The organism is Mycolicibacterium iranicum (assembly GCF_014190915.1).
Lineage (GTDB): Bacteria > Actinomycetota > Actinomycetes > Mycobacteriales > Mycobacteriaceae > Mycobacterium > Mycobacterium iranicum_B.
In genome coordinates this window covers 159,676-180,675 of the sequence record NZ_JACHVU010000011.1, presented here as the reverse complement: position 1 = coordinate 180,675, position 21,000 = coordinate 159,676, and the positions used below count along the sequence as shown (strand labels likewise).

Sequence of the window (21,000 nt, the reverse complement as noted above, 5' to 3'; positions counted from 1 at the left end):
CGCACTGGCAGCCCTCGTACTCAACTATCCAGACCGACTAGAGCCCTACATCTACTAATCAACCGCTGCTCATACACAGAAATCTTGACAAGCTCTAATTCACCCGGCCCGAGGTTGACCTTCCCCTTGGGGGAAGCGCCACCGTGGGGTCATGACCACCGAATGGGATGCACTCCCGGACAACATCAAGACCTTCATGACCGCCCTGGACAGCCGAGAAAGCGACCGAGCGCTCGCCACGCTCACCCCCGATGCCGTGGTAACCGACGAGGGCCGCGATTACCACGGCCACGAGGACATCGGGGCCTGGCTCGCCACCGCAGCCAGCGAGTTCACCTACACCACCGAATTCACCGGCGCGACCACGACCGACACCACCATTGACGTCGGACAGCACCTGGAGGGCAACTTCCCCGGCGGGGTCGCCGACCTGCACTACCGCTTCACCCTCGACGGCGCGCTGATCAGCCGACTGGTGATCGAGCCATGAGCAGGCGCTGGTTCATCACAGGAGGCACGCCCGGCAACTTCGGGATGGCGTTCGCCGAGGCGGCCCTGGAGATCGGGGACCGCGTGGCGCTCACATCCCGGCGACCCGACGCACTGACGACATGGGCGGAGCAGTACGGCGACCGTGTCCTCGTTGTACCGCTAGAACTCACCGACGCAGCCCAGGTGCAACGTGCAGTGCGTGCGGCCGAGGAGCACTTCGGCGGAATCGACATACTGCTCAACAACGCCGGCCGCGGTTGGTACGGATCGATTGAGGGGATGGACGAGTCCTCGATGCGAGCAATGTTCGAGCTGAACTTCTTCGCGGTGTTGTCCGTGACACGCGCGGTGCTGCCGGGGATGCGCGCCCGCGGGAACGGGTGGATCGTCAACGTGTCCTCTGTGGCCGGGCTTCTAGCGGCACCCGGATTCGGCTACTACAGCGCGACGAAGTACGCGATCGAAGCCGTCACCGATGCGCTGCGCGAGGAGGTCGCCGGGCAGGGAATCTCGGTGCTGGCGGTCGAGCCGGGAGCGTTCCGCACCAACGCCTATGCCGGTTTCGCGAATGAGCCCGTCACGGAGACCATTCCCGAGTACCACGACATGCTGGAACAGGTCCGCGCCACCTTCGTCGAGGCGGACGGGGTGCAACCCGGCGATCCCTGCCGCGGTGCCCGTGCGGTGATCGCAGCGATGGCCCAAGACCCGCCTCCCCGTCGACTTGTTCTGGGCAATGGCGGGTTCGACGCCGTGATCGATGCGCTGGAGCAGACCCTGATCGACATCCGGGCGAGCGAAACCCTCTCTCGCAGCGCGGACTTCCCCACCTAGTCTGCCCGCCCGAGCACGCCGACCCCGGCCAGCAGTTCTCACCGTGAGCTGACCGGGTCGGCGGGTCGAATGTGGGCGCAGCCCCCAACGGGTGGCTCTCGGTGAATGGCCGTCGGCCGGTTTCACCTCGAAGCGCGTCGCCGCTGCGCATAGCGGCAGTCTGTCTCACATCTGGGGAAAGGAGACGCCGCAAACGCGCCATCGGCGAGCACTGCCCCACTCGGGCAGGAGACGAAGCCGGTGAGGCGACCGATCGGCAACCGGTCCCGTTCGTGACGAATGTGGTAATCAGCCGGGGTGCGGCACAACGGATGTGTACTCTCCCCGGTATTTGCCGAGCTGGTTCGACACCGCGGGGGTACAGATGGCGTTGAGCCGATTCACTGGTGGTTTGGGCGCATGGGTCGTCACACTCGGAGTCAGTGTGGGTACACCCCTCGCTGCCCTGGCCGCACCGACACCGCCGACACCGCCGACGCCCGGCCATCTGGCGATCCGCGATATGTACGGCGGACTCCTAGAACAGTACGGCGACGCCGAAGCCGTTGGTGTGAACGCCATGGCGGTGGGAGCAGGTGCGCGGGCGATAAACACGAACGACGGCCGGATGACGGTGATCGGCGACTCAGCCTACGGTGAGCAGGTGGGCAGGTCGGGCGGCGTCGTCGAAGTGAAGGGCACATCCGCTCGGGCGCGGACGGACGCCACCAGCAGATTGGTTGTCGAGGGTGACCAGAGCAGCGCACTGGTCACCACAGGTAGCAACAATTACGTGTATCTCTACGGGGCGCGTATCAACATCTTCGTCACAGGTACATACAACGAAATCGTCGTACAGGCAGACGATTACCAGTCACAGATCGCCGGTACGCGCCGGTTCATCTGTGTCGGCCCGGCAGACAATTGCGGGTCTTTCGGCCGGCCTCCGCGCTCCCCCTGGTCAACCGCCCGCAGTGTGCCTCCCGTGAATCACGGTCCGTACGGTCCGCTCTTCGGTTTGTTCGGAGACGGCGTCGATGCCAGTGTCGACTGTCTCGGTGATGCCTGTAATGGTGGCCGCGGTGGACTGATCTGGGGCAATGGTGGCGACGGTGCCAATGGTGGAACAGGCGGTGCTGCCGGGCTTTTGGGCCGGGGCGGCCGCGGCGGCGACGCAACTGATGACATTGCGGCCGGCGTCGGTGGCCGCGGTGGATTGCTGATCGGCGACGGCGGGACGGGCGGCGCTTCCAGTACCGCCTTCACCAATGCCGGCCGCGGCGGTGACGCCGTCGGTATTGGCAACGGCGGCAAAGGCGGAACCTCGTCGGTCGCCGGCGGCAGCGGCGGTGACGGCGGCAACGGCGGACGCATCACCGGCAACGGTGGCGCAGGAGGCGACGCTACGGGCGATGGCGGGCGCGGTGGCAAAGGTGGGGACGCCATTACCGCCGGCGCCGGTGGAAACGGTGGACAGGGCGGGTCGTCCACTGTTGACAGTGGGTTCGGTGGCGTCGGTGGAAGCGGTGGCGTGCACACGGGCGACGGTGGACGCGGTGGCGACGGCGTCGGCGCTTCTGTGGGGTGGGGCGGCGACGGCGGCAGCGCACGCGGTCGCGGGGACGGCGGTACCGGCGGAAACGGCACTGCGACAAGCTATTCGGGTGGCGTTGGGGTAGGCGGCGCCGGTGGTGCTGCCGGTCTGTACGGCCGAGGCGGGCGTGGTGGCGACGGTTCTGGGCTTTATGGTGGCATCGGTGGAGACGGTGGTGCGGGTGGGTCCCGGGACGGCGACGGTGGCGACGGTGGCGACGGCACGTCAAACCCGGCGACCGGTATCGGCGACGGTGGCGACGGCGGCGACGCCAGCGACTTCAGCAATGATGATGGGGGCGCCGGTGGACAAGGACGGGGCGGCGTCGCCGGTGTCGGCGGGTCTGGCGGCGACGGTGGTGGTCGCGGCGGTGAAGGCGGTGAAGGCGGCGACGGTAGCAGCGCGGATGGATCAGACGGCCCCTAACGAGTCAATCGCGAGACTGGTAAGTCATCTCCGGCGCGGGGAGCGACAAGCTCACCGTGATGGACGTGCAGCTGCGAGCTGGCCTCGTCACTGAGTTTTCTGCGATCGATCAATTTGATCACGTAAGAGCAGTCGCGACAGACCACGGTGCTGGACCCTGGCCTAACCACGAGGCCGCCACTATCTAAACGACGCCCTCGTTGTCGAGAACTGGCGCAATCGCGGCACACCTTTCCTGCCCCTTCTAATCGAAGAGTCGGGTGGCTCGCTGCTCGGGCCACGCCGCCAGGGTGGACACTATGTCGTGGCCCTTTCTGCAACAGTGTTCAAAGTCGAACTCGGCGTCTCCGATGTCGACCATGGTTACTACGCCGATCACACGCTGACCGTGGCCCGACACCCCAGTGAGACTGACGAGCGGATGGTTGTGCGGCTGTTGGCGTTTGGGCTGCGCGCGCACCGACTTGGCGACGTCGACGGTGAGTTGACGTTCGGAGCTGGCCTGTCCACCCCTGGCGTACCGGACCTGCGGCTCGCGGACTACACAGGCCGAATCCTGGAGTGGATCAGCGTCGGCCAACCCGATGAACGTGCCTTGGGCAAGGCGGCCGGCCAGGCCGACCAGGTAATGCTGTTCCCGTTCGCCGCCGGTGCGGCCACCTGGTGGCGCGCTGTGGAACCCAAAGTGGCAGGACTGCAGCACCTGTCGGTGATGCAGATACCGCACGCGCCGGTACAGCAACTGGCCCAGACGATCGATCGACGGGTTTCGGCGCAAGTGATGGTGATGGAAGGTGAGGTGACGATGACGGTGGGCGAAGTCAACGTCACCTTCACGCCCGAACTCTTGAAGTGAGCATGTAAGCCTGCGCACGGCCTTTACGAGGCACCTCCTGCTCGACGCACCCAGCCACACGCGTCACCCTTGTGCACCAGACGGAATGCGCGAGTCGCTCACGCGGGAGTGAACCAGAATCGCGTCTCGCCCACCGGGCCGATGGTGCCGCAGGGATTCGGCCCGTTGAGAGTAGCGAGACCGTTCGTACCGTTGAGGTCGAAGGTCGAGCGGGTGATCACGTCGACCGGACGGCCGTCGGGGCAGAATGCGCCCCCGGGAACGAACTGGTCGAGCACGTACTGGTTGCCTTGGATGCGCGCCTGTCCCTGGTCGGTGTTCGACGTGAGGTTGAAGATCGAGATGCAACCGGGGCCGCAGCTCGTCACCCGCATCAGGTTGTCGGTGACGATCCCGTTGGCCATGATGCTGCGGTGGTGGTAGTTGCCCGGGGCGAGATCCGCGTTGGCGGGTGCCGCGAGGCCGAGGCTGACGGCGGCGCAGCCCGTCACGATGGCGCCGAAGACGATGTTGTTCATGGCGTTGAGTGAATACCGTCCAAGCGCCTACCGGTCCCAATTTTGTCGAACCGGCCCGCGGTGGCACCGTACGTCAGAGCATCTGGATGAACATCGGCTCGCCACTATTCCCCTGTCGTCCGCCGTTTGCGGGTGCAGCGGGCAGCCATCGAATATGGCGAGTGACGTAGAGAAGCCGCGTATGGCTTCTATCCGGCCGCGGTGAATCAGGTGGCGATCGCATGAATCCGGAGGACGAGGATTCCGTGCTGAATCTCCTCGGCGCGGCGGTCGTGTCGATCGGATCTGCACTCGGAACTACCTTGGTGGTGTGACCGACAACGTGGCCGTCGTGGTTGTGGAATCTCGGGATCCCCTGCGGCTGGGCCTGTACTGGGCGACATTGCTGGGATGCTGCCTCCCCACCGGCGCGAAGACTTCGGGTGGCGAGGTCGTACAGATTGGCGGCGGCGCTGTCCTGGAGTTTGTCCCAGCCTCCGTCTCGAAGGCTGAAAAGAACCGACAGCATCTGGATCTCACCTCGAAGTCCGAGGAGCATCAGGCCTCGTTGGTCGAGCGAGCTTGCGCTCTTGGTGCCGAACGGGTGGACATTGGGCAGGGTTCAGTGCCCTGGATTGTTCTCGCTGATCCCGAAGGGAACGAATTCTGCGTCCTTGAGCCGCGCGAGGAGTACAAGGAATGCGGTCCGGTCGCCGCTGTAGTGACCGATGCGAGAGATCCCCTATCTGTCAGCCGGTTCTGGTCTTCGGCCGTGAACGCCCCACTGGTCCGTACGCACCCTGGGTACGTCTCATTACGCCACCAGGGAGGCCTTGGGCTGGAATTCGTCCGTAATCCAAGCCCGCCACAGCGGCAGGGGCAGCTACATCTGCGACTACGTGCTTCTCATGACCCACCGGCTGGTATGTCCGGGGCAGTCAGTTGCTCGATCTGCACACAATCGTTGACTGCGCTGGTCGATCCCGAAAACAATCACTTCTGTCTCTCTGGTCCCTAGAAACCGACATTGCTCAGATCCGAGCGGTGAAAGACGCCGCCGGTACAGGGAGTTCGGAACGACAACACGATTCGTCGCGACCACTTGCCACAACCCGCGGCGGGCTTGCAGCGCCGTACAGCGGAGCCGGGCGCCATTTGCCGGGGCACCTCTCCCCTGCCACGTCTTGACCTACCCCCGCCCGGATTTAGAGGGATGCGGCGGACTCGGCGCAGTGCTACCGAGCGGCTGACCGGTTCCGGTCGCCAGGAGGAAGGTCACCGCGATGCCGCTATCGAAGCACGCGACAGGGGGAACGCTCCCCTGCCGACGTGCAGCGTCTTCCGTGTGTCATGGCATATCGATGCGAAGAGTTCGGATGGAGGTGGATGATTGACGTATGTCCACAGCGCTCTGGATCTTGGTCGCTGTCTTTGCCGTCGGTATCACCGCCGGCGGCTTGTTGCGGATACGGGCCTGGCTACAGAAGCCGGCCCCGCCTGACATCATCGAGGCCGCGCGCCGTCGCAACAAGGAGGAAGACCGCTCTCCCGATTGACATAGTCGGATCGAGGCGCCGCGTCCCGAGCCGACGCACATCGGGCACGCCAGACATGTTGAGGCTCTTCGCCTCCAGGGGCTGTGACCCCACGCATCGGGACGTCTGAGCGCCGAACGGTCAGGCGCAAAGAAACGCCCCACCCACGTCATGGAGGAATATTGAGCCCCGCGGCCGAATTCGACTACATCATCGTGGGAGCAGGCAGTGCTGGTTGCCTGCTCGCCAATCGGCTCAGCGCCAACCCGAATCACCGCGTGCTGCTCATCGAGGCGGGCGGCAAAGACAACTGGTTCTGGATCAAGGTGCCCGTGGGCTACCTGTACACCATTGCGAACCCTCGCACCGACTGGTGCTTCACGACCGAACCCGACCCAGGCCTGGCCGGCCGCAGCATCCATTACGCGCGAGGCCGGGTGATCGGCGGTAGCTCCTCGATCAACGCCATGATCCATATGCGCGGGCAAGCCTCCGATTACGAACTGTGGGCGCAGGCCACCGGCGACCAGCGGTGGCTCTGGGGTGGTCCGGACAGTCCCGGCGACACGCTGTCGATCTACAAGCAGCTGGAGGACTACTTCGGCGGCGCCGACGAATGGCACGGTGCCGGTGGCGAAATCATCGTCGAGCGGCCGCGGGTGCGCTGGAAGATTCTGGACGCCTGGCAGTCCGCAGCTGCCGAGACGGGCATCTGCCCGATCGAGGAATTCAACCGCGGAGACAACGCCGGAAGCGCGTACTTCCACGTCAACCAGCGCCGCGGCCGGCGCTGGTCGATGGCCGACGCTTTCCTGCACCCCGTCGCCCACCGGCCCAACCTCACCGTCTACGAGCAGACCCAGGCCGTCAAGCTGCTGATGGACGATCAGGTGCAGGAGGATCAACGCGTCGGCGCCTGGACATCGGCCCGACATCGTGCCACCGGTGTGCGGCTGCTCAAAGGCGGCCAGATCATCGACGTCCGTGCTCGCCGGGAGGTGATCCTGAGCGCCGGCGCGATCGGTTCGCCCCATCTCCTGCAGGCTTCGGGTCTCGGCCCGGCCGCGCTCCTGAGCCGGCATCACGTGCCGGTGGCGGTCGATCTGCCGGGGGTCGGCGAAAATCTGCAAGACCATTTGCAGCTGCGGACGGTCTACCGGGTGCGGGGCGCCCGCACCGTCAACACGCTGTACCGCAACTGGATAACGCGCGCGGGCATGGGGCTCCAGTACCTGATGATGCGATCGGGTCCGATGACCATGCCGCCGTCCACACTCGGCGCTTTCGCCAAGAGCGACCCCGAATTACCCAGTGCCGACCTGGAGTGGCACGTCCAGCCCCTGTCGTTGAAGAAGTTCGGCGAACCGCTGCACCGCTTCGGGGCCATCACGCCGTCGGTGTGCAATCTGCGACCCACGTCGCGCGGCCATGTGCGCCTGACCAGTGCAGATCCCCTGGTCTACCCGAAGATCGCGTGCAACTACCTGTCGACTGACGCCGATCGCCAGATTGCCGTGCGCGGCCTGCGGATGACACGCCAGATCATGGCGTCTCCGTCTCTGGCCCGCTACCGTCCAGAGGAGCTGCTCCCCGGCCCGAACGTGGTGAGCGACGACGACCTGCAAGCGGCCGCGGCTGAACTCGGCACCACCATCTTTCACCCGGTGGGTACGTGCGCGATGGGAGCCTTCGATGCCAGCGGCCTACCGCGTTCGGCTGCAACGGTCCTCGACACCGACTGTCGGGTGTACCGCGTCGCGGGGCTGCGGGTAGTTGATGCGTCGGCCATGCCCACCATCACGTCCGGCAACACCAACGCACCGGTCATGCTGATCGCAGAGCGCGCCGCGCGAGCCATTCTGAGCTGACTCCCCGGTGCTTCAGCGCTTTCCGCGCCGCACAGCAAGGCCGCTCGACGCGAAGGCTCTTGAACGGCTCGAGACTTTCCTGGAGGGTAGGGCCATGCAACGTGGCGCAATCATCCGAACCTTCGCCGCCTTACGGTTCGCAACGGGCGTCGCCGCCTGGCTCGCGCCGAATGCGACGGGTCGGCTGATCGGACTCAATTCTGGCCGCGACCAGCCGTTCACGACTCAGCTTTTCGGCTCGCGGGAGTTGACGTTGGCAGTTGCGATCACCGACACCGTGTCGCCGCAGCTGCAAACTCGTGCGCTGCAACTCGGCCTCCTCACCGATGTCCTGGACGTCATCGCAGCCGTACGCGGAGTCCGGGCGCGTACCTTGTCGTCAACGGGCGCCCTCGTCGCTGGTGGTGGGGCAGCACTGTTCGCCGGCCTCGGAGTCGTCGCGCTTGGCGGACGAGGATTTGCCGACGGCCCTTCTGGCAAAGCAACGAGCTGAGGCCGCGACGCCTGCAGGGAATGAAGCGATCGGATGCGGTCCTCCCCGAGCCGTCCCGGAAAAGGGCCGATCGTGCTCGCCGAGTAGTTCGTCATCGCTGCGTTCTATACGGTCCCGCGGCCTGGAAACCTGCAGGATTGCAACACATTTGGTGACGCGGTGGCTGCGGATGTATGAGCCTGGACGGCTGACGAGCTTCGTGACCTACGGATGATGTGAAGTCGAACTTCCGCGGGCGATGGGGCCAGCACGTCACCAACGACATCCTGGACCGTCGCAACGGACCGCACTTCCTCCAGTACTGGAAGATGTTCCTCACGGCGATGGCGGGCGCCCCTCGTTGATCAGTCCCCCGCGACCAGAGCGTTTCGTTACGCGCAGCGTGTGACCGGCGCCAACCATTGAGGGTTGGCTCATCGTGGCGTAGCGTGCACGATGGGTTTGATGTGACCTGCCGCCCGCGCCGAATCCTCGGCATGGTGAACACATTTGGATCGGTCACCACGACGCACATCTGCGACCAACGGTGCCCAGACATTTCAGCAACGCGGGCACTGAAACTGCACACCGGCACCGGAACGTAGGTGATGTGATGGACCTGACCCTCGACGACGCCAAACGTGCCGCGCGAGTCCTGCGCGAGCAACTCCGCGACGCCGATCTGAGTCATTCCCAGGCGTTGGAGATCGTGGCCCGACAGTTGGGCTTTCGCGATTGGAACACTGCGTCGGCGCGCCTTCCCGGAGCTCGGGGTATCAGCGCGCCCGTACCCGTCCTCCGCAGCCTCGACGAGACCCGAGCTCGCGAGTTCTACCTCGACTACCTGCATTTCACCGTCGAATGGGAACACCGCTTCGATTACGCACGGTCGATCCTCTACATGCGACTGCGCCGCGACCAGTGTGTCCTCGACCTGTCCGAACACCACGGCGATGGCACACCGGGGTCGACGGTGTGGGTACCGGTCGGCGACGTCACTGCACTGCATCGAGAACTCCAGGCCACCGGGTACCCGCGCATCAACCCCGGCATCGATGTCGACTCTCCGGGTGGACCCACCATGGAAGTCACCGACCCGTTCTCGAACACCCTCCGCTTCTGCCAGACGACCGCCTGAACCGAATCGAAGCGGGCCCGCCCTGTAGTAGAGCGGTCGGCCTACCCTGACCTGACACATCACCTGGCGGTTGCGATAGGGGCCTCATGGGAATCAGGGACGGCGGCTTCAAGAGCGCACACGACAGGCGTTCGTACCTGGCTGTTTACGACGACGTGCGCCGGCTGAGTCCGCAACCCGATGCCGTTCACGACGTTCCTACCGACTTCGGTCTCGTTCGCGTCTATCAGCATGGACCAGACGGCGGTGTGCCGCTCGTGCTGATCCATGGGTTTTTCCTCACGTCGGCTATGTGGTGCGAGCAAATCGTCGGCTTGGCTGACGATTTCACGATCTACACACTGGATATGCCCGGGCAGCCCGGAGCGAGCATGCAGTCAAAGGCGTTGTTCAGCCCCAGAGATTGTGCACGCTGTGTTGACACTGTGCTGCAGAATCTCGGTCTGAGGAACGTCCATCTGGTGGCACACTCTTACGGTGGCTGGCTGGCCACCCACACCGCAGCGACCGCGCCCGGTCGGCTGAGCACCCTGACACTCATCGATCCCGCACACACGTTGGTTCGACTCTCGTTCACGTTCTGGAAGAACCTCGCTCTGCTGTTGGCTCGGCCAAGCTCGACGAGGGCTCAGTGCGGGGCGCAATGGGTGACAGGTGGCCCGCAGCCAGGTAGCGCCATCGATGAACTGACGCGACTCTTCCTGGCCGGGTTTGCTCATTTCGGGCCACCGCGCCGAACCGCTCCCCTGGTCTTTGCTTCCGATGATGTCCTACGCTCGGTGAAGCTGCCCGCCCAGGTTCTGCTGGCAGGCAACACCATTCACAACTCCGCTGAGGCAATCAATCGCATCCGCTCGGTGGTGCCAACGTGGCGATATCGTCTATGGCCCGTTGCTTCTCACTCACTCCCCGCAGTCGCGCCGTCCGAAGTGAACGCGTGTATTCGTGACTTCGTGGTCACGCACGCAGCGGGTGCGTAACCGAGTGGTCACGTCCACGCGTGTTGCCGCCAGCGCCATGCCGAATCTGCAAGAAACTCAGGCAGTGCCCGTGGGGGGCGCCCGAGAAGCCGTTCGACGTCATCGGTCACGGGTTGATTCCGGCCCAGCCTGGTCAGGGTGTAGACCGCCGCCATGAAAACGATGCTGTCCCAACCCACGTCGCGGGAGCGCAGGCGAGCGGCGAAACGCACCAACCCGGGGTTGGTGTACCGAATGGGACGACCGAGTGCGTCGGACAATGCAGCCGCCACCTGCGCCATCGTGAGTGGCTCCGGGCCGGTGAGGTGGTACACCCGGTCGCGGATACTGCCCGGATCCCTCAGCACGGCGGCGGCCACTTCGGCGGCGTCGCGGGCGTCGAGGAACGTCGTCGCACCTCGGCCGGCGGGAACGAACAGCTCCCCGCGTTCGGCGATATCGACGCCGTGGGTGGAGATGGCGCGATGCAGATTCTGCATGAAAAAGCTGCACCGCAACACCGTGGCAGACATACCGGATCTGCCCAGAGCGTCTTCGACGGCGTGGTGCGGAATGTAGCGCGCACGGTCCGCGCCGAACACCGACACGTACACCACCGCCCGGCAGCCCTTGCGTTCGGCGGCGCGAAGGAACGGGATGATCGCCTGCCGTGCTGCCCGGTTCCCGGGTAGGGGGAACAAGAGGAAGAGTTCGGTGACACCGTTCAGCGCGCCACCCCACGTCGCAGGGTCGAAAAAGTCGAGGTGCACGACCTCGGCGCGCGGCCACACCGTCAGCCGCTCCGGGTGACGGCTGCCCACCCGCCACTTCGGCCGGTGATGCCGTTGCAGCGTCTCGCACAGCTCGTAGCCGACATTCCCCGTCGGGCCGGTAATCAGCAGCATCGCCGCTCCCTTAGCATGCAGACTCCCACACGCGGACGGGACCGCGAGCATCACGGAAGCTGCTGTGGCTCAACATGATCACTGCGTCGGCATCGCGAGGAGGCCTAAAGCAGCCGTTCTGCCCTCTCGCAGGAACTCGATGATGCCCGAGGCGGTGGCGCGCAAACGCTTCTGGTTGGCTCGCTCGGGGCCGAGCAACGCCGTGGTTGCGGCATCGAGCACCGTCAGGTGATGGTCTGCGGCGCTGGAATCCTGGACCAGCGACACCGTGACGCCGGTGACGAGCGCCTGCAGTGCGAACGTCTGATCGGCAATATCCCAGTCTGTGCGCGCCATCCCGTTGGCACGCCACAGCGGAAGCGCCGCATGCAGAACAGCGGCGGGGCCGAGCGCCTCGTCGAGTGCCACGGAGCGGGGGTGGTCGGCCAGGATGCCCAGGAGGTCACCATCGTGGCGCTGCATTGCGGCGATCAGAGGCTGCCCCAGCGCGGCGCGCAGCATTGCCGAGCAGAAGCGCGAAGGGCGTGCAAGGTCCGCATGGTCGGTGAATGCTTCGATGAGGTCGTCGAGGATGCTAAGGAATCCGCGGCCTATCAGGCCGATGAGCAGGTCCTCCTTGGTCGGCCAGTAGAGGTAGACGGTGCCCTTGCCCGTGTGGGCCCGGGTGGCAACGTCGGCGACGGTGAAGCCTTTCACCCCGTGGCCGATCAGAAGGTCATTAGCCGCCGCGAGGATTCGCGCCGCCGTCGCAGAACTGGCCTCCGGCAGCCCGTCGATCGCAGTGGTCACCTGCCGAGGGTATCGGTGCACGAGCCGTGTCGGTACCGACTGACCAGAATCGTCAGTTGGTCAGTATGGCGCTATAGTGGGGGTCTCGCCTCACCGGATCGAAATGGGCAGACATGGATACACAGCCGGCGACTCGCCCCGCTCCCCACACTGTCGATGTGGACCGCCTCGTCAACGAGCCCGCACGGGTCGGGGCGCTTCGCCGGGGCATCTTTGCGATGGCGGACAGACTTGCCCCCGTCGTCGACGCCGGGAAGATCTACGTCGACGGTCTCGAGAACCTGCCCCGCGACGGTCGCTTCCTTCTTGTCGGCAATCACACGGTGTCGGGTTCGGCGGAGATCGTGTTGATCCCCTACTTCGTGCACCGGGAGATCGGTGTACGGGTCCGCGGTCTGGCCAACAAGCAGATCACCGAGACGCGCGGCCTCGCCCGCGACATCCTCGAGGCAGCCGGCGCCGTGCCGGGTCATCCGGACACGTGTGCGGAGCTGATGAGACAAGGCGAGACAGTGCTGGTCTTCCCTGGCGGCGGTCGGGACATGCTCAAGTTCCTCAACGAGGAGTACACGTTGCAGTGGGAACGCCGCAGTGGTTTCGCGCGTCTGGCCGTCGCGCATGAGTACCCGATCGTCCCCGTGGGATTGGTGGGTGGCGACGACGTGTACCAGAGCTGCGTCGCGCGTGGCGGAGCGTGGGAACGGCGAACTCGCACCATAGGCGAACGCGTACACGGCGTTCCGGGAGTGGGCATTCCGCTGGTGCGCGGGATCGGCCCGACCTTGCTGCCCCGCCCCCAGCGGATGTATCTGCGGTTCGCGCCGCCCGTCGACACCGCCAGGCCGCGGCACGTCGCCGACGACCCGTGGATCGCCACGGTCAAGCAACGCGCGCACACGGCACTGTCGCGCACGCTGGACGATCTGCAGCAGGTACGGGAGACGGACCCGTTCCGGCATCTGAACCCCCTCGCCTGGGGCCGCGCCGTCGCGCCGGAATAAACGCGGACCCCGTGCGCTTGGCTCAAGAGTCGCCCGTTCCCCGACTCAGGAGCATCATGACCCGTCCCGTTCGCGTTGCCGTACAGATTCAGCCCGGCGGAACCCCGGACTACCGCACCTGGCGCGAGGCCGTCCTGGCCGCCGACGACCTCGGCGTCGACGTGATCTTCGGCTACGACCACTTCCACCGCCCGGCCATGGAGGCCATCGTCGACGGCAAGCCCGTGCTGACCGACGAGCAGCCCGACGTGTCCAACTTCGAGGGCTGGACCGCCCTGGCGTCCTGGGGTGAGATCACGTCCCACGCCGAGATCGGCCTCCTCGTCACCGGGGTCGGCTACCGCAACCCGGACCTGCTCGCCGACATGGCGCGCACCGTGGACCACATCAGCGGCGGTCGGCTCATCCTCGGTCTCGGCGCCGGGTGGTACGAGAAGGACTACACCACTTACGGTTACGAATTCGGGACCTTCGGCTCCCGCTTCGATCTGTTCGACGAGAGCCTGCTCCGCATCGAGAACCGGCTCGCTGCACTGATTCCGCCGCCCGTGCGTAAGCTGCCGATCCTCATCGGCGGCACGGGCCCCAAGCGCTCGCTGCCCGCCATCGCCCGCCACGCCGACATCTGGCACGCGTTCCAGGAACTCGACTCGTTCCGTAAGTCGAGCGACCGGGTCGACGAACTGGCGGCGTCGTTCGGTCGCAACGGCGCCGACATCGAACGCTCCACGCTGTGGCAGAACGCCGAGAGCGCCGATGCGTTCCGGGAGGCGGGCGTCACCTTGTTCCAGACCGAGCTGACCGCCGAGAACGGCTACGACCTCACATCCCTGAAGCAGGTGCTCACGTGGCGGGACAACGGATGACGACTCCGTCGTCGCCGACGTGGTTCAGCACCGAGTAGACGGGGCATTCAGGCGGCTCAGAGAAACATCTGCGACCGGAAGAGAGTGCCCCATGACGATGCCCAGCGACGGTGCGGAAGCGATCGAATCGCAAGGATCCAACGAGGGCCCGCGCGAGGACGGCGGTACCGATACCGATCGCGCCTATGTCGACGAGAACAACGTCCCCCATCCCGGTGACGGCAACGGGGCCGGCTGACTCAAGGCGCGAACGCCGCGAAGCCGAGCGGGCGGCGGAGATTCGGGCGCCCCGATCGCATGCCGGCGATCGGGGCGCACCCGTCCCAACCGTCGGGCTCCGATCCCCGTGTGACCGCAGCCGTTACAGTGCCGACATGACGCGCGTCCTGCCGCTGGCCGCACCCGGGGACACCCCGCGCCGGGTCATGACCATCGCCGGTTCCGATTCCGGCGGCAGTGCCGGCCTGCAAGCCGATATGCGTGCTTTCGCGATGCTCGGTGTGCACGGGTCCGCCGCGGTCACCGCGGTCACCGTTCAGAACTCGTTGGGCGTCAGGGCGTTCTACGAGGTCCCGATCGACATCGTCGCCGGGCAGATCAGCGCGGTCGCGTCCGACATCGGGATCGAGGCGGCGAAGACCGGAATGTTGGCCTCCAAGGACATCATCGAGGCGATCGTGACGACCTGGCGGGGCGAGAAGCTCGACGGCGTGGTCCCGCTGATCGTCGATCCGGTATGTGCATCGAACAACGGCGAACCCCTGCTGCACGTCAGCGCACTCGCCGCCCTCCGCGACGATCTGTTCCCGATGGCCACGTTGGTGACGCCGAACCTCGACGAAGTGCGACTGCTGGTCGGCATCGACGTCGTGGACGACGCGACCCAGCGCGATGCGGCCCGCGCACTGCACGCGCTCGGGCCACGGTGGGCCCTGGTCAAGGGCGGACATCTGCGAACTTCACGCGTCAGTTCTGACCTTCTCTTCGACGGCTCGGAGTTCCACCAGTTCGCCGCCCCTCGGGTGGACACCCGCAACGACCACGGCGCCGGCGACACGCTGGCAGCGGCGATCACTGCTGCACTGGCGCACCAACTCTCGGTACCCGACGCGGTCGCGTTCGGCAAGCTGTGGGTGACCGAGTGCATCCGCACTGCCTATCCGATCGGCCACGGCCTGGGGACGGTCAACGGAATCGCTGGACTGCACAATGAGCCTGATCTCTAGCGTTCGCGGCGCGATGCCGCTGCCGCCGTCCCGGTGTGGAGTCGGTTGACCGCGGTGCGGCAAAGCTCCACCGCGGAATGCAGACGATCACCTCTGCCGGGAGTCGGCGACTTCGATGCGGTCTCCCCCGGCACGTTTCGCCAGGTACATCGCGTGGTCGGCGACGTCGAGGAGACGTTCGGTGAGGCCGATGGTGTCGATCGCGACGCGAGACGGCAGAGCGACAGTGGCGACGCCGAAACTGGCGGTGAACTCCGCGTGCGCGGCGTCGAGCGCCGCACGAAGACGTTCGGCGACGTGCACCGCACCATCGGTGTCGCAGAGATCGACGATCGCGAACTCCTCCCCGCCGATCCGCGCGATCACCGACCGTTCGGAGCTCACCTCGCTCAGCATCTCGGCGAGATCGACCAGCACCTGATCGCCGGCGGCATGGCCGCGGGTGTCGTTGATCGTCTTGAAATCATCGATGTCGATCATGGTGGCGCACACACGGGTCACGTCCTCGCCGGGCGCCGCCCCGACGAGTTGACGAACCGCGCGGACCAGGCCCCGCCGATTGGCCAGTCCCGTCAACGGGTCGATGTCGGACACGACGGCAGCCTCACCCAGTAGGTCCACCAGCGTGCGGATGGTCATGGGAAGGACGGTGACCGACGCCAAACGCAGCAGGCCGTCGGCCAGACCGCCCGCGGGGTCGGCGGCCATCCCGACGGTGACCGTCCCGTACAGGATGATGGAGGAGGCCAGCGTCAGTATGGCGATCAGCTGGGGCAAGGTGTGGACGCAGGCCACGTAGCCCGCTGTCAGCGCAAATGCCAGACTGCCGGCCGCGTACTTGCCCTCGACGGTGTAGGCGGCACAGTTGAGGGCGATGCTGGTATTGAGCGTGAGGACAATGAATTTCGACTGCTGGTGGGTGGGCCAGCGGATGAGCCACCACACGCCGAAGACCAGCGCGAGCACCCCGGACCCAACGGTGATCACCCTGCTGACCGTCCCTGACACGTAGTCGGGGCTGAACACCATCAGCAGGGGCCACGCCCCGATCGCCAGGCATGCCAGTGCGACACCCAGACGTGTGATACGCCCGTAACCGTTCGCCTCGACGAGTTGCACCAGCCAGTCGTACCGACCCGGGTCGCGCCACCACCTCGCCAGAGCGGCAACCAGACCACCACGCCGCACGAGGGTCCCCCTGTCCAACCTCAACCCTGCCTATTCACCGGCAATGCCATTGGACCACGCCTCATCGGCTGCGCTCAGGAAAAAGTCGGTATCGATACTCCTGGTCCCCGCACGACCGGAGCCGGGCGGACAGGCGATTCCCTAGGTGGGTTCGCTCTCCTCGGCAAGTCGCGCGAGGGTGTCGGAGAGCTGATCCTCGGTGACCAGAGGGAACTTGACCTTCTCCAGCAACTTCTTGTCGGTGACCTTGGACCAGTCGTAAGTGTGGCGCACCAGGGTTTCGTGCGGTCCCTGCGCTTCGAGCTCCCACATCCACTCCCAGCCGGGGGGCTCGGTGCCGGCGGGCGCGGTCTTCCAGGCCACCAGCTTGTCCTTGACGTACCCGGACACGTGGTTGTCCGTCTTGTACTCGCCGCCCATGTGATCGCCCTGCATGTTCATGGTGAACACGTCGCCGACCTTCTGGATGCGATCAGCGTGGTCCACGCCGCGGACGAACCCGGACCCGTCGAGCGCGACGTGACGCTGGGGGTTGGTGAGGACGTCGAAGACCGCGTCGACGGGCGCTGCGATGGTTCGTTCGACAGTGACCTTGTTGTTGTCGCTCATACCCCTCACGGTGCCCAAACTCGCCCCACCGGAAACGTCGAGCGGGCCCACCGGAAGCGTGGGTGAAGGCGAACCGGTTCAACGCACCAGTGCCGCGCCGCCGTCGAGGCGGATCTGTTGGCCGGTCATGAACCGGGATTCATCGGCGAGCAGATACACGGCCGCATACGCCGATTCCCATACGGTCCCCCGGCCCATCTTCAGCCTGACGACGTCGGCATATGCCTGTTCCACCTCGACGGGTTCGAACCCGAACAGCTCTTGAGAGTCGTGATTGCCGATGACCGAATCGATGGGTCCGAGCATGAGGGTGTTGGCCCGCACGCCGGCCTCGGCGAACTGCACGGCCGTCAGCTCGGTGATGTAGTTCAGGCCGCACTTTCCCAGGGCGTACGGCATGATGCCGATGTTCAGGCCGACCTCGTTCTTCAGGCTCGCGATCGACGACAGGTTCACGATGCTGCCGGTCGTGTCGCCGCCGTTGCGCTCCATGCACTGCGCAGCGAACAGATTGCAGTGGTAGCAGCCGAGCATGTTCACATTGATGCCGTAGTCGAAGTCCTTCACCGTCATGGTGTTGGTCTCCCTGTCGAACGGTGGGTTCGTCGCGACGCTGTACACCATGCCGTCGACGCGTCCGCTCCTCGCGACGGTCTCATCGAAGATGCGCCGGCAATCCTCCACCTCGGTGACATCCGCTTCGATGGCGTAGCCCCGGCCGCCTTCGGCGGCGATCATCGCGACCGTCTCGTCGGCCGCCGCGATGTTGCGGTCGGCGGCGACCACCTGTGCACCGTGACGTGCCGCCATGATGCAGATGGCCCGGCCGTTGCCCATACCCGGGCCCGGCTGTTGTCCCCCGCCCACGACCACCACGACCTTGTCGGACAGGTCGAGAGCCGTGCGCCCTGGGCGATCGAAGTCGGTCGGCATGGCGATCCCTTCGTGTGCTCATCAAAAGTGTTGCGCAGCAGGAGGATTGGGGGCGACGTCGTTGCCGCCGACGCCCGGGAGCCTGAACGCGTATCCGGTGATAGTTCGCTGTGCTAACTACTGACCGATCGTACAGCACGGAACTGTACGATTGGTCAGTCGGAGTTGGTCGCCGCCACGCGGTCGACCGGAGAGGCGGGGATGTGGACGGCAGCGGGTCCGACCTGCCCACGCGCCGGCGACTCATCGACGTCGCCGTCGAACTGTTCACTCACCGCGGTGTCGCGGGAACATCGCTGCAGATAATCTCCGATGAGCTTGGCTTGACGAAATCCGCCATCTATCACCACTTTCGGACACGCGAAGAACTCTTGAGCGCAGTACTCGAACCGATCATCTCCGAGGTGGCGTCGCTCGTCGACGCCGCATCGCTCCCCCGCAGTGCGCAGGCACGCGCTGAGCGCCTGCTCGTCGGCTATGCGGCGCTCGCGGTGCGCCACCGGCAGGTGTTCCCTCTTCTGACGGGCGATCCGGTCGTCGGTGAGATGCTGCGCGCGCGCCCGCACTGGGGTGCCCTCGTCGATCGTCAGCTCGCGTTGTGCGCCGGCGTCGAGCCGGGGCTGGGCGGACAGGTGAAGGCCGCACTGGTGATGTCGGGGATCGCGGCGGCTGCCGGCGTCGACTACGACGACGCCGACGAGGAGGCACTACGCAGCGAGTTGATCGCCGCAGGGCGACGCACCCTGGGGCTCCGCGGGCCGCGTCGGGACCCGCGGCGGTGAGCGCGCCCGACCCGTCTACCTGTTCCTGACCTCAGCGGCGCACGCGGTAGCGTGGCGCCGATGAGAACCCTCCGCCGCCCGTCCTCTGTCGCATTCGCCGCCGGAGCTGCGGCCTTCGCCATCGCGGCCACGGCCTGCGGGTCGACCTCGGTCCCGTCCTCGGTCGCGCAGACGCCCGCCCCCAGCCTGGGTTGCCCGACCGCGCTGCCCGAAGCCGGTGCCACCGCAGAGTGGACGCAGCCCGGTGCCACCGGGAGTGTGGCGGTGAGCGGTTCCACCGACACCACCGCGCCGATGATCGACGTCACCGCACCGTTCAGCGTGACCGAGACGCAGGTGCACACGCTGCAGGCCGGCGAGGGCCCGGTGGTGTCCCCCACGGCCACCGTGTCCGTCTGCTACATGGGTGTGAACGGCCGTGACGGGTCCGTGTTCGACAGCAGCTACGAACGCGGCGCCCCGGTGGACTTCCCGCTCGACGGCGTGGTGCCCGGGTTCCAGAAGGCCATCGCCGGGCAGACCGTCGGATCCACCGTCGCCGTCGCCATGACCTCGGCGGACGGGTATCCGCAGGGTCAGCCGGGAGCGGGGATCCTGCCCGGGGATTCGTTGATCTTCGCGATCAAGATCCTCGGCGCATCCGGCTGAGCCTCATCCTGACCGCCGGTCGCCGGCGACTTCGCCGCAAGGGAAGACGCGGCGACCTCCGTTCATTTTGAATGCAACGGTGACAGCACACGAAGCGCGCACCGGCGTCCTGATGGCGATCGCTGCCCAGATCTCTCTTCAGCTGGGGATGGCGGTCGCCGTCGGCCTGATCGATGAGATCGGGTCGGACGGCACGGCGTGGCTTCGACTTTCTCTGGCGGGCATCATCCTTCTGGTGGTGGTGCGCCCGCGGCCGTCGGCGTTCACGTGGCGCTCCTTCGGGATGTGTCTGGTCCTCGGGGCCGTCAGCGCCGCCATCACGCTGTTCTTCATGGCCTCGCTGGACCGGCTCGCGCTGGGAACCGCGACAGCGCTGGAGTTCCTGGGGCCGCTGGCCCTGGCCATCATCCACGGGCGTGGGCGCCACCGCTTCCTGTGGCCGGCCCTCGCCGCGGTCGGTGTCGTGCTGCTCAGCCAGCCGTTCGGCGGCGGCATCGACGCCAAGGGCGTGCTGCTCGCGGTGACGGCGGGGATCTGCTGGGCCGTGTACATCCTGCTCACCCAACGCGTCGGCGACGAGGTCTCCGGGGTCAACGGGCTTGCCATCTCCATGCCGGTCGCCGGCCTGGTGGCCACGTTCTTCGTAGACAACAAGGCGTTCTCCCTCATCACGCCCGAACTGCTCCTGATCGGCGTCGGGATGGCGCTGCTGCTGCCGGTCATCCCCTACGTGCTCGAACTCCTCGCGCTGCGCAGGTTGACGACGGCGACGTTCGGCATCTTGATGAGTCTTGAGCCTGCCTTCGCGGTGCTCATCGGCTTCCTCCTCCTCGATCAGAACCCAGGTCTCGCAGGGCTTCTCGGCATCGCCGCCGTCGTCGCCGCCGGTATCGGGGCCTCCCGCGCGGGTGGCCGGGAGATGGCTGTGCCGTTGGAGGTCGGCTGACTCAGCCGCGCCGCACCGAGCCGGGCGGCATGTCCACACCGATCTCATCGCAGATCGGCGGGATGATGATCAACGATCCCCGCGGGCTGCAGAACGGCATCGGCGCCGCCGGAGGGGGCGGTGGCGGTGCGGGAGCCAGGGGTGGCGGCGCGACCGCGGGACGCGGAGTCCCCGACCACGGGAAGAGCGTGTTGGTCGTGACGTCGGTGATGCCGTAGGAATCCCAGTACCAGTCGTGGCAGACGTTCCAGTCCCACGAAAGCACCTGTCCGCCAGGCGGTGCCGGGTCGCCCGGGCACCAGTGGGTGCATGTCATCCCGGCCGGGCAGTTGCCGCCCTGGTAGCTCGGTCCCTGGGCCAGGGCCGCCGGCGCCGCCGCACCGGACAGGCCGAGGCCCGTGGCGACAGCCAGCGCTGCGGTGAAACGCATCGACTTCTTCATTGCAGATCCTCGTTT

25 protein-coding genes are annotated in these 21,000 nt (G+C 66.2%); 18 read left to right on the top strand and 7 right to left on the bottom strand.

Annotation, left to right across the window (positions count from 1 at the left end; all coding sequences use genetic code 11):
* Nucleotides 1-151 precede the first annotated feature (151 nt).
* The 4 genes from FHR72_RS21265 (at nt 152) to FHR72_RS21250 (ending at nt 4,181) form a co-directional block, all read left to right on the top strand.
* Entirely contained in the window at nt 152-490 is a 339-nt protein-coding gene (locus FHR72_RS21265; protein WP_183471845.1) for a nuclear transport factor 2 family protein, read from the top strand.
* On the top strand, nt 487-1,326 hold the full coding sequence (locus FHR72_RS21260; protein WP_183471843.1) for an SDR family NAD(P)-dependent oxidoreductase: 840 nt from the start codon (nt 487-489) through the stop codon (nt 1,324-1,326). The genes FHR72_RS21265 and FHR72_RS21260 overlap by 4 nt, the downstream gene beginning before the upstream one ends.
* 424 nt (nt 1,327-1,750) lie before the next feature.
* Entirely contained in the window at nt 1,751-3,325 is a 1,575-nt protein-coding gene (locus tag FHR72_RS26800; RefSeq protein WP_183471841.1) for a hypothetical protein, read from the top strand.
* A 304-nt stretch (nt 3,326-3,629) separates the two neighbouring features.
* On the top strand, nt 3,630-4,181 hold the full coding sequence (locus FHR72_RS21250; RefSeq protein ID WP_183471839.1) for a YaeQ family protein: 552 nt from the start codon (nt 3,630-3,632) through the stop codon (nt 4,179-4,181).
* A 98-nt stretch (nt 4,182-4,279) separates the two neighbouring features.
* Here FHR72_RS21250 and FHR72_RS21245 read toward each other — a convergent pair whose 3' ends face one another.
* Nucleotides 4,280-4,699 carry a hypothetical protein gene (locus FHR72_RS21245; RefSeq protein ID WP_183471837.1) on the bottom strand — a complete coding sequence of 140 codons (420 nt, stop codon included), beginning with the start codon at nt 4,697-4,699 and terminating at the stop codon, nt 4,280-4,282.
* A gap of 310 nt (nt 4,700-5,009) precedes the next feature.
* On the opposite strand from FHR72_RS21245, the gene FHR72_RS21240 reads away from it, so the two are divergent.
* The 7 genes from FHR72_RS21240 (at nt 5,010) to FHR72_RS21215 (ending at nt 10,671) form a co-directional block, all read left to right on the top strand.
* On the top strand, nt 5,010-5,696 hold the full coding sequence (locus FHR72_RS21240) for a VOC family protein (RefSeq protein WP_183471835.1): 687 nt from the start codon (nt 5,010-5,012) through the stop codon (nt 5,694-5,696).
* A gap of 379 nt (nt 5,697-6,075) precedes the next feature.
* Nucleotides 6,076-6,234 carry a hypothetical protein gene (locus tag FHR72_RS21235; protein WP_183471833.1) on the top strand — a complete coding sequence of 53 codons (159 nt, stop codon included), beginning with the start codon at nt 6,076-6,078 and terminating at the stop codon, nt 6,232-6,234.
* Nucleotides 6,235-6,395: 161 nt separating this feature from the next.
* On the top strand, nt 6,396-8,081 hold the full coding sequence (locus FHR72_RS21230; protein WP_183471876.1) for a GMC family oxidoreductase: 1,686 nt from the start codon (nt 6,396-6,398) through the stop codon (nt 8,079-8,081).
* A gap of 94 nt (nt 8,082-8,175) precedes the next feature.
* Nucleotides 8,176-8,574, top strand: a complete 399-nt coding sequence (locus FHR72_RS21225) for a hypothetical protein (RefSeq protein ID WP_183471831.1) — start codon at nt 8,176-8,178, stop codon at nt 8,572-8,574.
* A 215-nt stretch (nt 8,575-8,789) separates the two neighbouring features.
* Nucleotides 8,790-8,918 (top strand): hypothetical protein, encoded by a 129-nt coding sequence (locus FHR72_RS26625; RefSeq protein ID WP_260156152.1) that lies wholly within the window; start codon nt 8,790-8,792, stop codon nt 8,916-8,918.
* Nucleotides 8,919-9,166: 248 nt separating this feature from the next.
* On the top strand, nt 9,167-9,691 hold the full coding sequence (locus FHR72_RS21220) for a glyoxalase superfamily protein (protein ID WP_183471829.1): 525 nt from the start codon (nt 9,167-9,169) through the stop codon (nt 9,689-9,691).
* Nucleotides 9,692-9,777: 86 nt separating this feature from the next.
* Nucleotides 9,778-10,671, top strand: coding sequence for an alpha/beta fold hydrolase (locus FHR72_RS21215; RefSeq protein WP_183471827.1), 894 nt, complete (start codon nt 9,778-9,780; stop codon nt 10,669-10,671).
* A gap of 8 nt (nt 10,672-10,679) precedes the next feature.
* Here the strand turns inward: FHR72_RS21215 and FHR72_RS21210 are convergent, their stop codons facing one another.
* Nucleotides 10,680-11,555: an NAD(P)H-binding protein gene (locus FHR72_RS21210; RefSeq protein ID WP_183471825.1), complete on the bottom strand. Its 876-nt coding sequence runs from the start codon at nt 11,553-11,555 to the stop codon at nt 10,680-10,682.
* A 78-nt stretch (nt 11,556-11,633) separates the two neighbouring features.
* Nucleotides 11,634-12,344, bottom strand: coding sequence for a TetR/AcrR family transcriptional regulator (locus FHR72_RS21205; RefSeq protein WP_311736219.1), 711 nt, complete (start codon nt 12,342-12,344; stop codon nt 11,634-11,636).
* 113 nt (nt 12,345-12,457) lie between these two features.
* On the opposite strand from FHR72_RS21205, the gene FHR72_RS21200 reads away from it, so the two are divergent.
* The 4 genes from FHR72_RS21200 (at nt 12,458) to thiD (ending at nt 15,437) form a co-directional block, all read left to right on the top strand.
* On the top strand, nt 12,458-13,345 hold the full coding sequence (locus FHR72_RS21200) for a lysophospholipid acyltransferase family protein (RefSeq protein ID WP_183471823.1): 888 nt from the start codon (nt 12,458-12,460) through the stop codon (nt 13,343-13,345).
* Nucleotides 13,346-13,401: 56 nt separating this feature from the next.
* Nucleotides 13,402-14,211: an LLM class F420-dependent oxidoreductase gene (locus FHR72_RS21195; protein ID WP_183471821.1), complete on the top strand. Its 810-nt coding sequence runs from the start codon at nt 13,402-13,404 to the stop codon at nt 14,209-14,211.
* Nucleotides 14,212-14,302: 91 nt separating this feature from the next.
* Complete coding sequence (locus tag FHR72_RS21190) at nt 14,303-14,449, top strand: hypothetical protein (protein ID WP_183471819.1); 147 nt, start codon at nt 14,303-14,305, stop codon at nt 14,447-14,449.
* A gap of 136 nt (nt 14,450-14,585) precedes the next feature.
* Nucleotides 14,586-15,437: a bifunctional hydroxymethylpyrimidine kinase/phosphomethylpyrimidine kinase gene (gene thiD, locus FHR72_RS21185; RefSeq protein WP_183471817.1), complete on the top strand. Its 852-nt coding sequence runs from the start codon at nt 14,586-14,588 to the stop codon at nt 15,435-15,437.
* Nucleotides 15,438-15,524: 87 nt separating this feature from the next.
* Here the strand turns inward: thiD and FHR72_RS21180 are convergent, their stop codons facing one another.
* The 3 genes from FHR72_RS21180 to FHR72_RS21170 form a co-directional block, all read right to left on the bottom strand.
* Nucleotides 15,525-16,643, bottom strand: a complete 1,119-nt coding sequence (locus tag FHR72_RS21180) for a GGDEF domain-containing protein (protein WP_183471815.1) — start codon at nt 16,641-16,643, stop codon at nt 15,525-15,527.
* 123 nt (nt 16,644-16,766) lie between these two features.
* Entirely contained in the window at nt 16,767-17,234 is a 468-nt protein-coding gene (locus FHR72_RS21175; RefSeq protein ID WP_183471813.1) for an SRPBCC family protein, read from the bottom strand.
* A gap of 78 nt (nt 17,235-17,312) precedes the next feature.
* Nucleotides 17,313-18,167 carry an SDR family NAD(P)-dependent oxidoreductase gene (locus FHR72_RS21170; protein WP_183471811.1) on the bottom strand — a complete coding sequence of 285 codons (855 nt, stop codon included), beginning with the start codon at nt 18,165-18,167 and terminating at the stop codon, nt 17,313-17,315.
* A 224-nt stretch (nt 18,168-18,391) separates the two neighbouring features.
* Here FHR72_RS21170 and FHR72_RS21165 point away from each other — a divergent pair, with 224 nt between their 5' ends.
* From FHR72_RS21165 to FHR72_RS21155, 3 genes are all read left to right on the top strand, one after another.
* Nucleotides 18,392-18,949, top strand: a complete 558-nt coding sequence (locus FHR72_RS21165) for a TetR/AcrR family transcriptional regulator (protein ID WP_221194186.1) — start codon at nt 18,392-18,394, stop codon at nt 18,947-18,949.
* Nucleotides 18,950-19,009: 60 nt separating this feature from the next.
* Complete coding sequence (locus FHR72_RS21160) at nt 19,010-19,597, top strand: FKBP-type peptidyl-prolyl cis-trans isomerase (RefSeq protein WP_183471807.1); 588 nt, start codon at nt 19,010-19,012, stop codon at nt 19,595-19,597.
* A 79-nt stretch (nt 19,598-19,676) separates the two neighbouring features.
* Nucleotides 19,677-20,543, top strand: a complete 867-nt coding sequence (locus FHR72_RS21155) for an EamA family transporter (protein ID WP_183471804.1) — start codon at nt 19,677-19,679, stop codon at nt 20,541-20,543.
* A gap of 1 nt (nt 20,544) precedes the next feature.
* Here the strand turns inward: FHR72_RS21155 and FHR72_RS21150 are convergent, their stop codons facing one another.
* Nucleotides 20,545-20,985: a hypothetical protein gene (locus tag FHR72_RS21150; RefSeq protein ID WP_260156151.1), complete on the bottom strand. Its 441-nt coding sequence runs from the start codon at nt 20,983-20,985 to the stop codon at nt 20,545-20,547.
* Nucleotides 20,986-21,000: the final 15 nt, after the last annotated feature.

Bases quoted from the DNA above. Each gene is read 5' to 3' on its own strand.
- FHR72_RS21265 (WP_183471845.1), top strand. From the start codon at position 152: ATGACCACCGAATGGGATGCACTCCCGGACAACATCAAGACCTTCATG.
- FHR72_RS21260 (WP_183471843.1), top strand. From the start codon at position 487: ATGAGCAGGCGCTGGTTCATCACAGGAGGCACGCCCGGCAACTTCGGG.
- FHR72_RS21245 (WP_183471837.1), bottom strand. From the start codon at position 4,699: ATGAACAACATCGTCTTCGGCGCCATCGTGACGGGCTGCGCCGCCGTC.
- FHR72_RS21235 (WP_183471833.1), top strand. From the start codon at position 6,076: ATGTCCACAGCGCTCTGGATCTTGGTCGCTGTCTTTGCCGTCGGTATC.
- FHR72_RS21225 (WP_183471831.1), top strand. From the start codon at position 8,176: ATGCAACGTGGCGCAATCATCCGAACCTTCGCCGCCTTACGGTTCGCA.
- FHR72_RS21220 (WP_183471829.1), top strand. From the start codon at position 9,167: ATGGACCTGACCCTCGACGACGCCAAACGTGCCGCGCGAGTCCTGCGC.
- FHR72_RS21215 (WP_183471827.1), top strand. From the start codon at position 9,778: ATGGGAATCAGGGACGGCGGCTTCAAGAGCGCACACGACAGGCGTTCG.
- FHR72_RS21210 (WP_183471825.1), bottom strand. From the start codon at position 11,555: ATGCTGCTGATTACCGGCCCGACGGGGAATGTCGGCTACGAGCTGTGC.
- FHR72_RS21200 (WP_183471823.1), top strand. From the start codon at position 12,458: ATGGATACACAGCCGGCGACTCGCCCCGCTCCCCACACTGTCGATGTG.
- FHR72_RS21195 (WP_183471821.1), top strand. From the start codon at position 13,402: ATGACCCGTCCCGTTCGCGTTGCCGTACAGATTCAGCCCGGCGGAACC.
- FHR72_RS21190 (WP_183471819.1), top strand. From the start codon at position 14,303: ATGACGATGCCCAGCGACGGTGCGGAAGCGATCGAATCGCAAGGATCC.
- thiD (WP_183471817.1), top strand. From the start codon at position 14,586: ATGACGCGCGTCCTGCCGCTGGCCGCACCCGGGGACACCCCGCGCCGG.
- FHR72_RS21175 (WP_183471813.1), bottom strand. From the start codon at position 17,234: ATGAGCGACAACAACAAGGTCACTGTCGAACGAACCATCGCAGCGCCC.
- FHR72_RS21170 (WP_183471811.1), bottom strand. From the start codon at position 18,167: ATGCCGACCGACTTCGATCGCCCAGGGCGCACGGCTCTCGACCTGTCC.
- FHR72_RS21160 (WP_183471807.1), top strand. From the start codon at position 19,010: ATGAGAACCCTCCGCCGCCCGTCCTCTGTCGCATTCGCCGCCGGAGCT.
- FHR72_RS21150 (WP_260156151.1), bottom strand. From the start codon at position 20,985: ATGAAGAAGTCGATGCGTTTCACCGCAGCGCTGGCTGTCGCCACGGGC.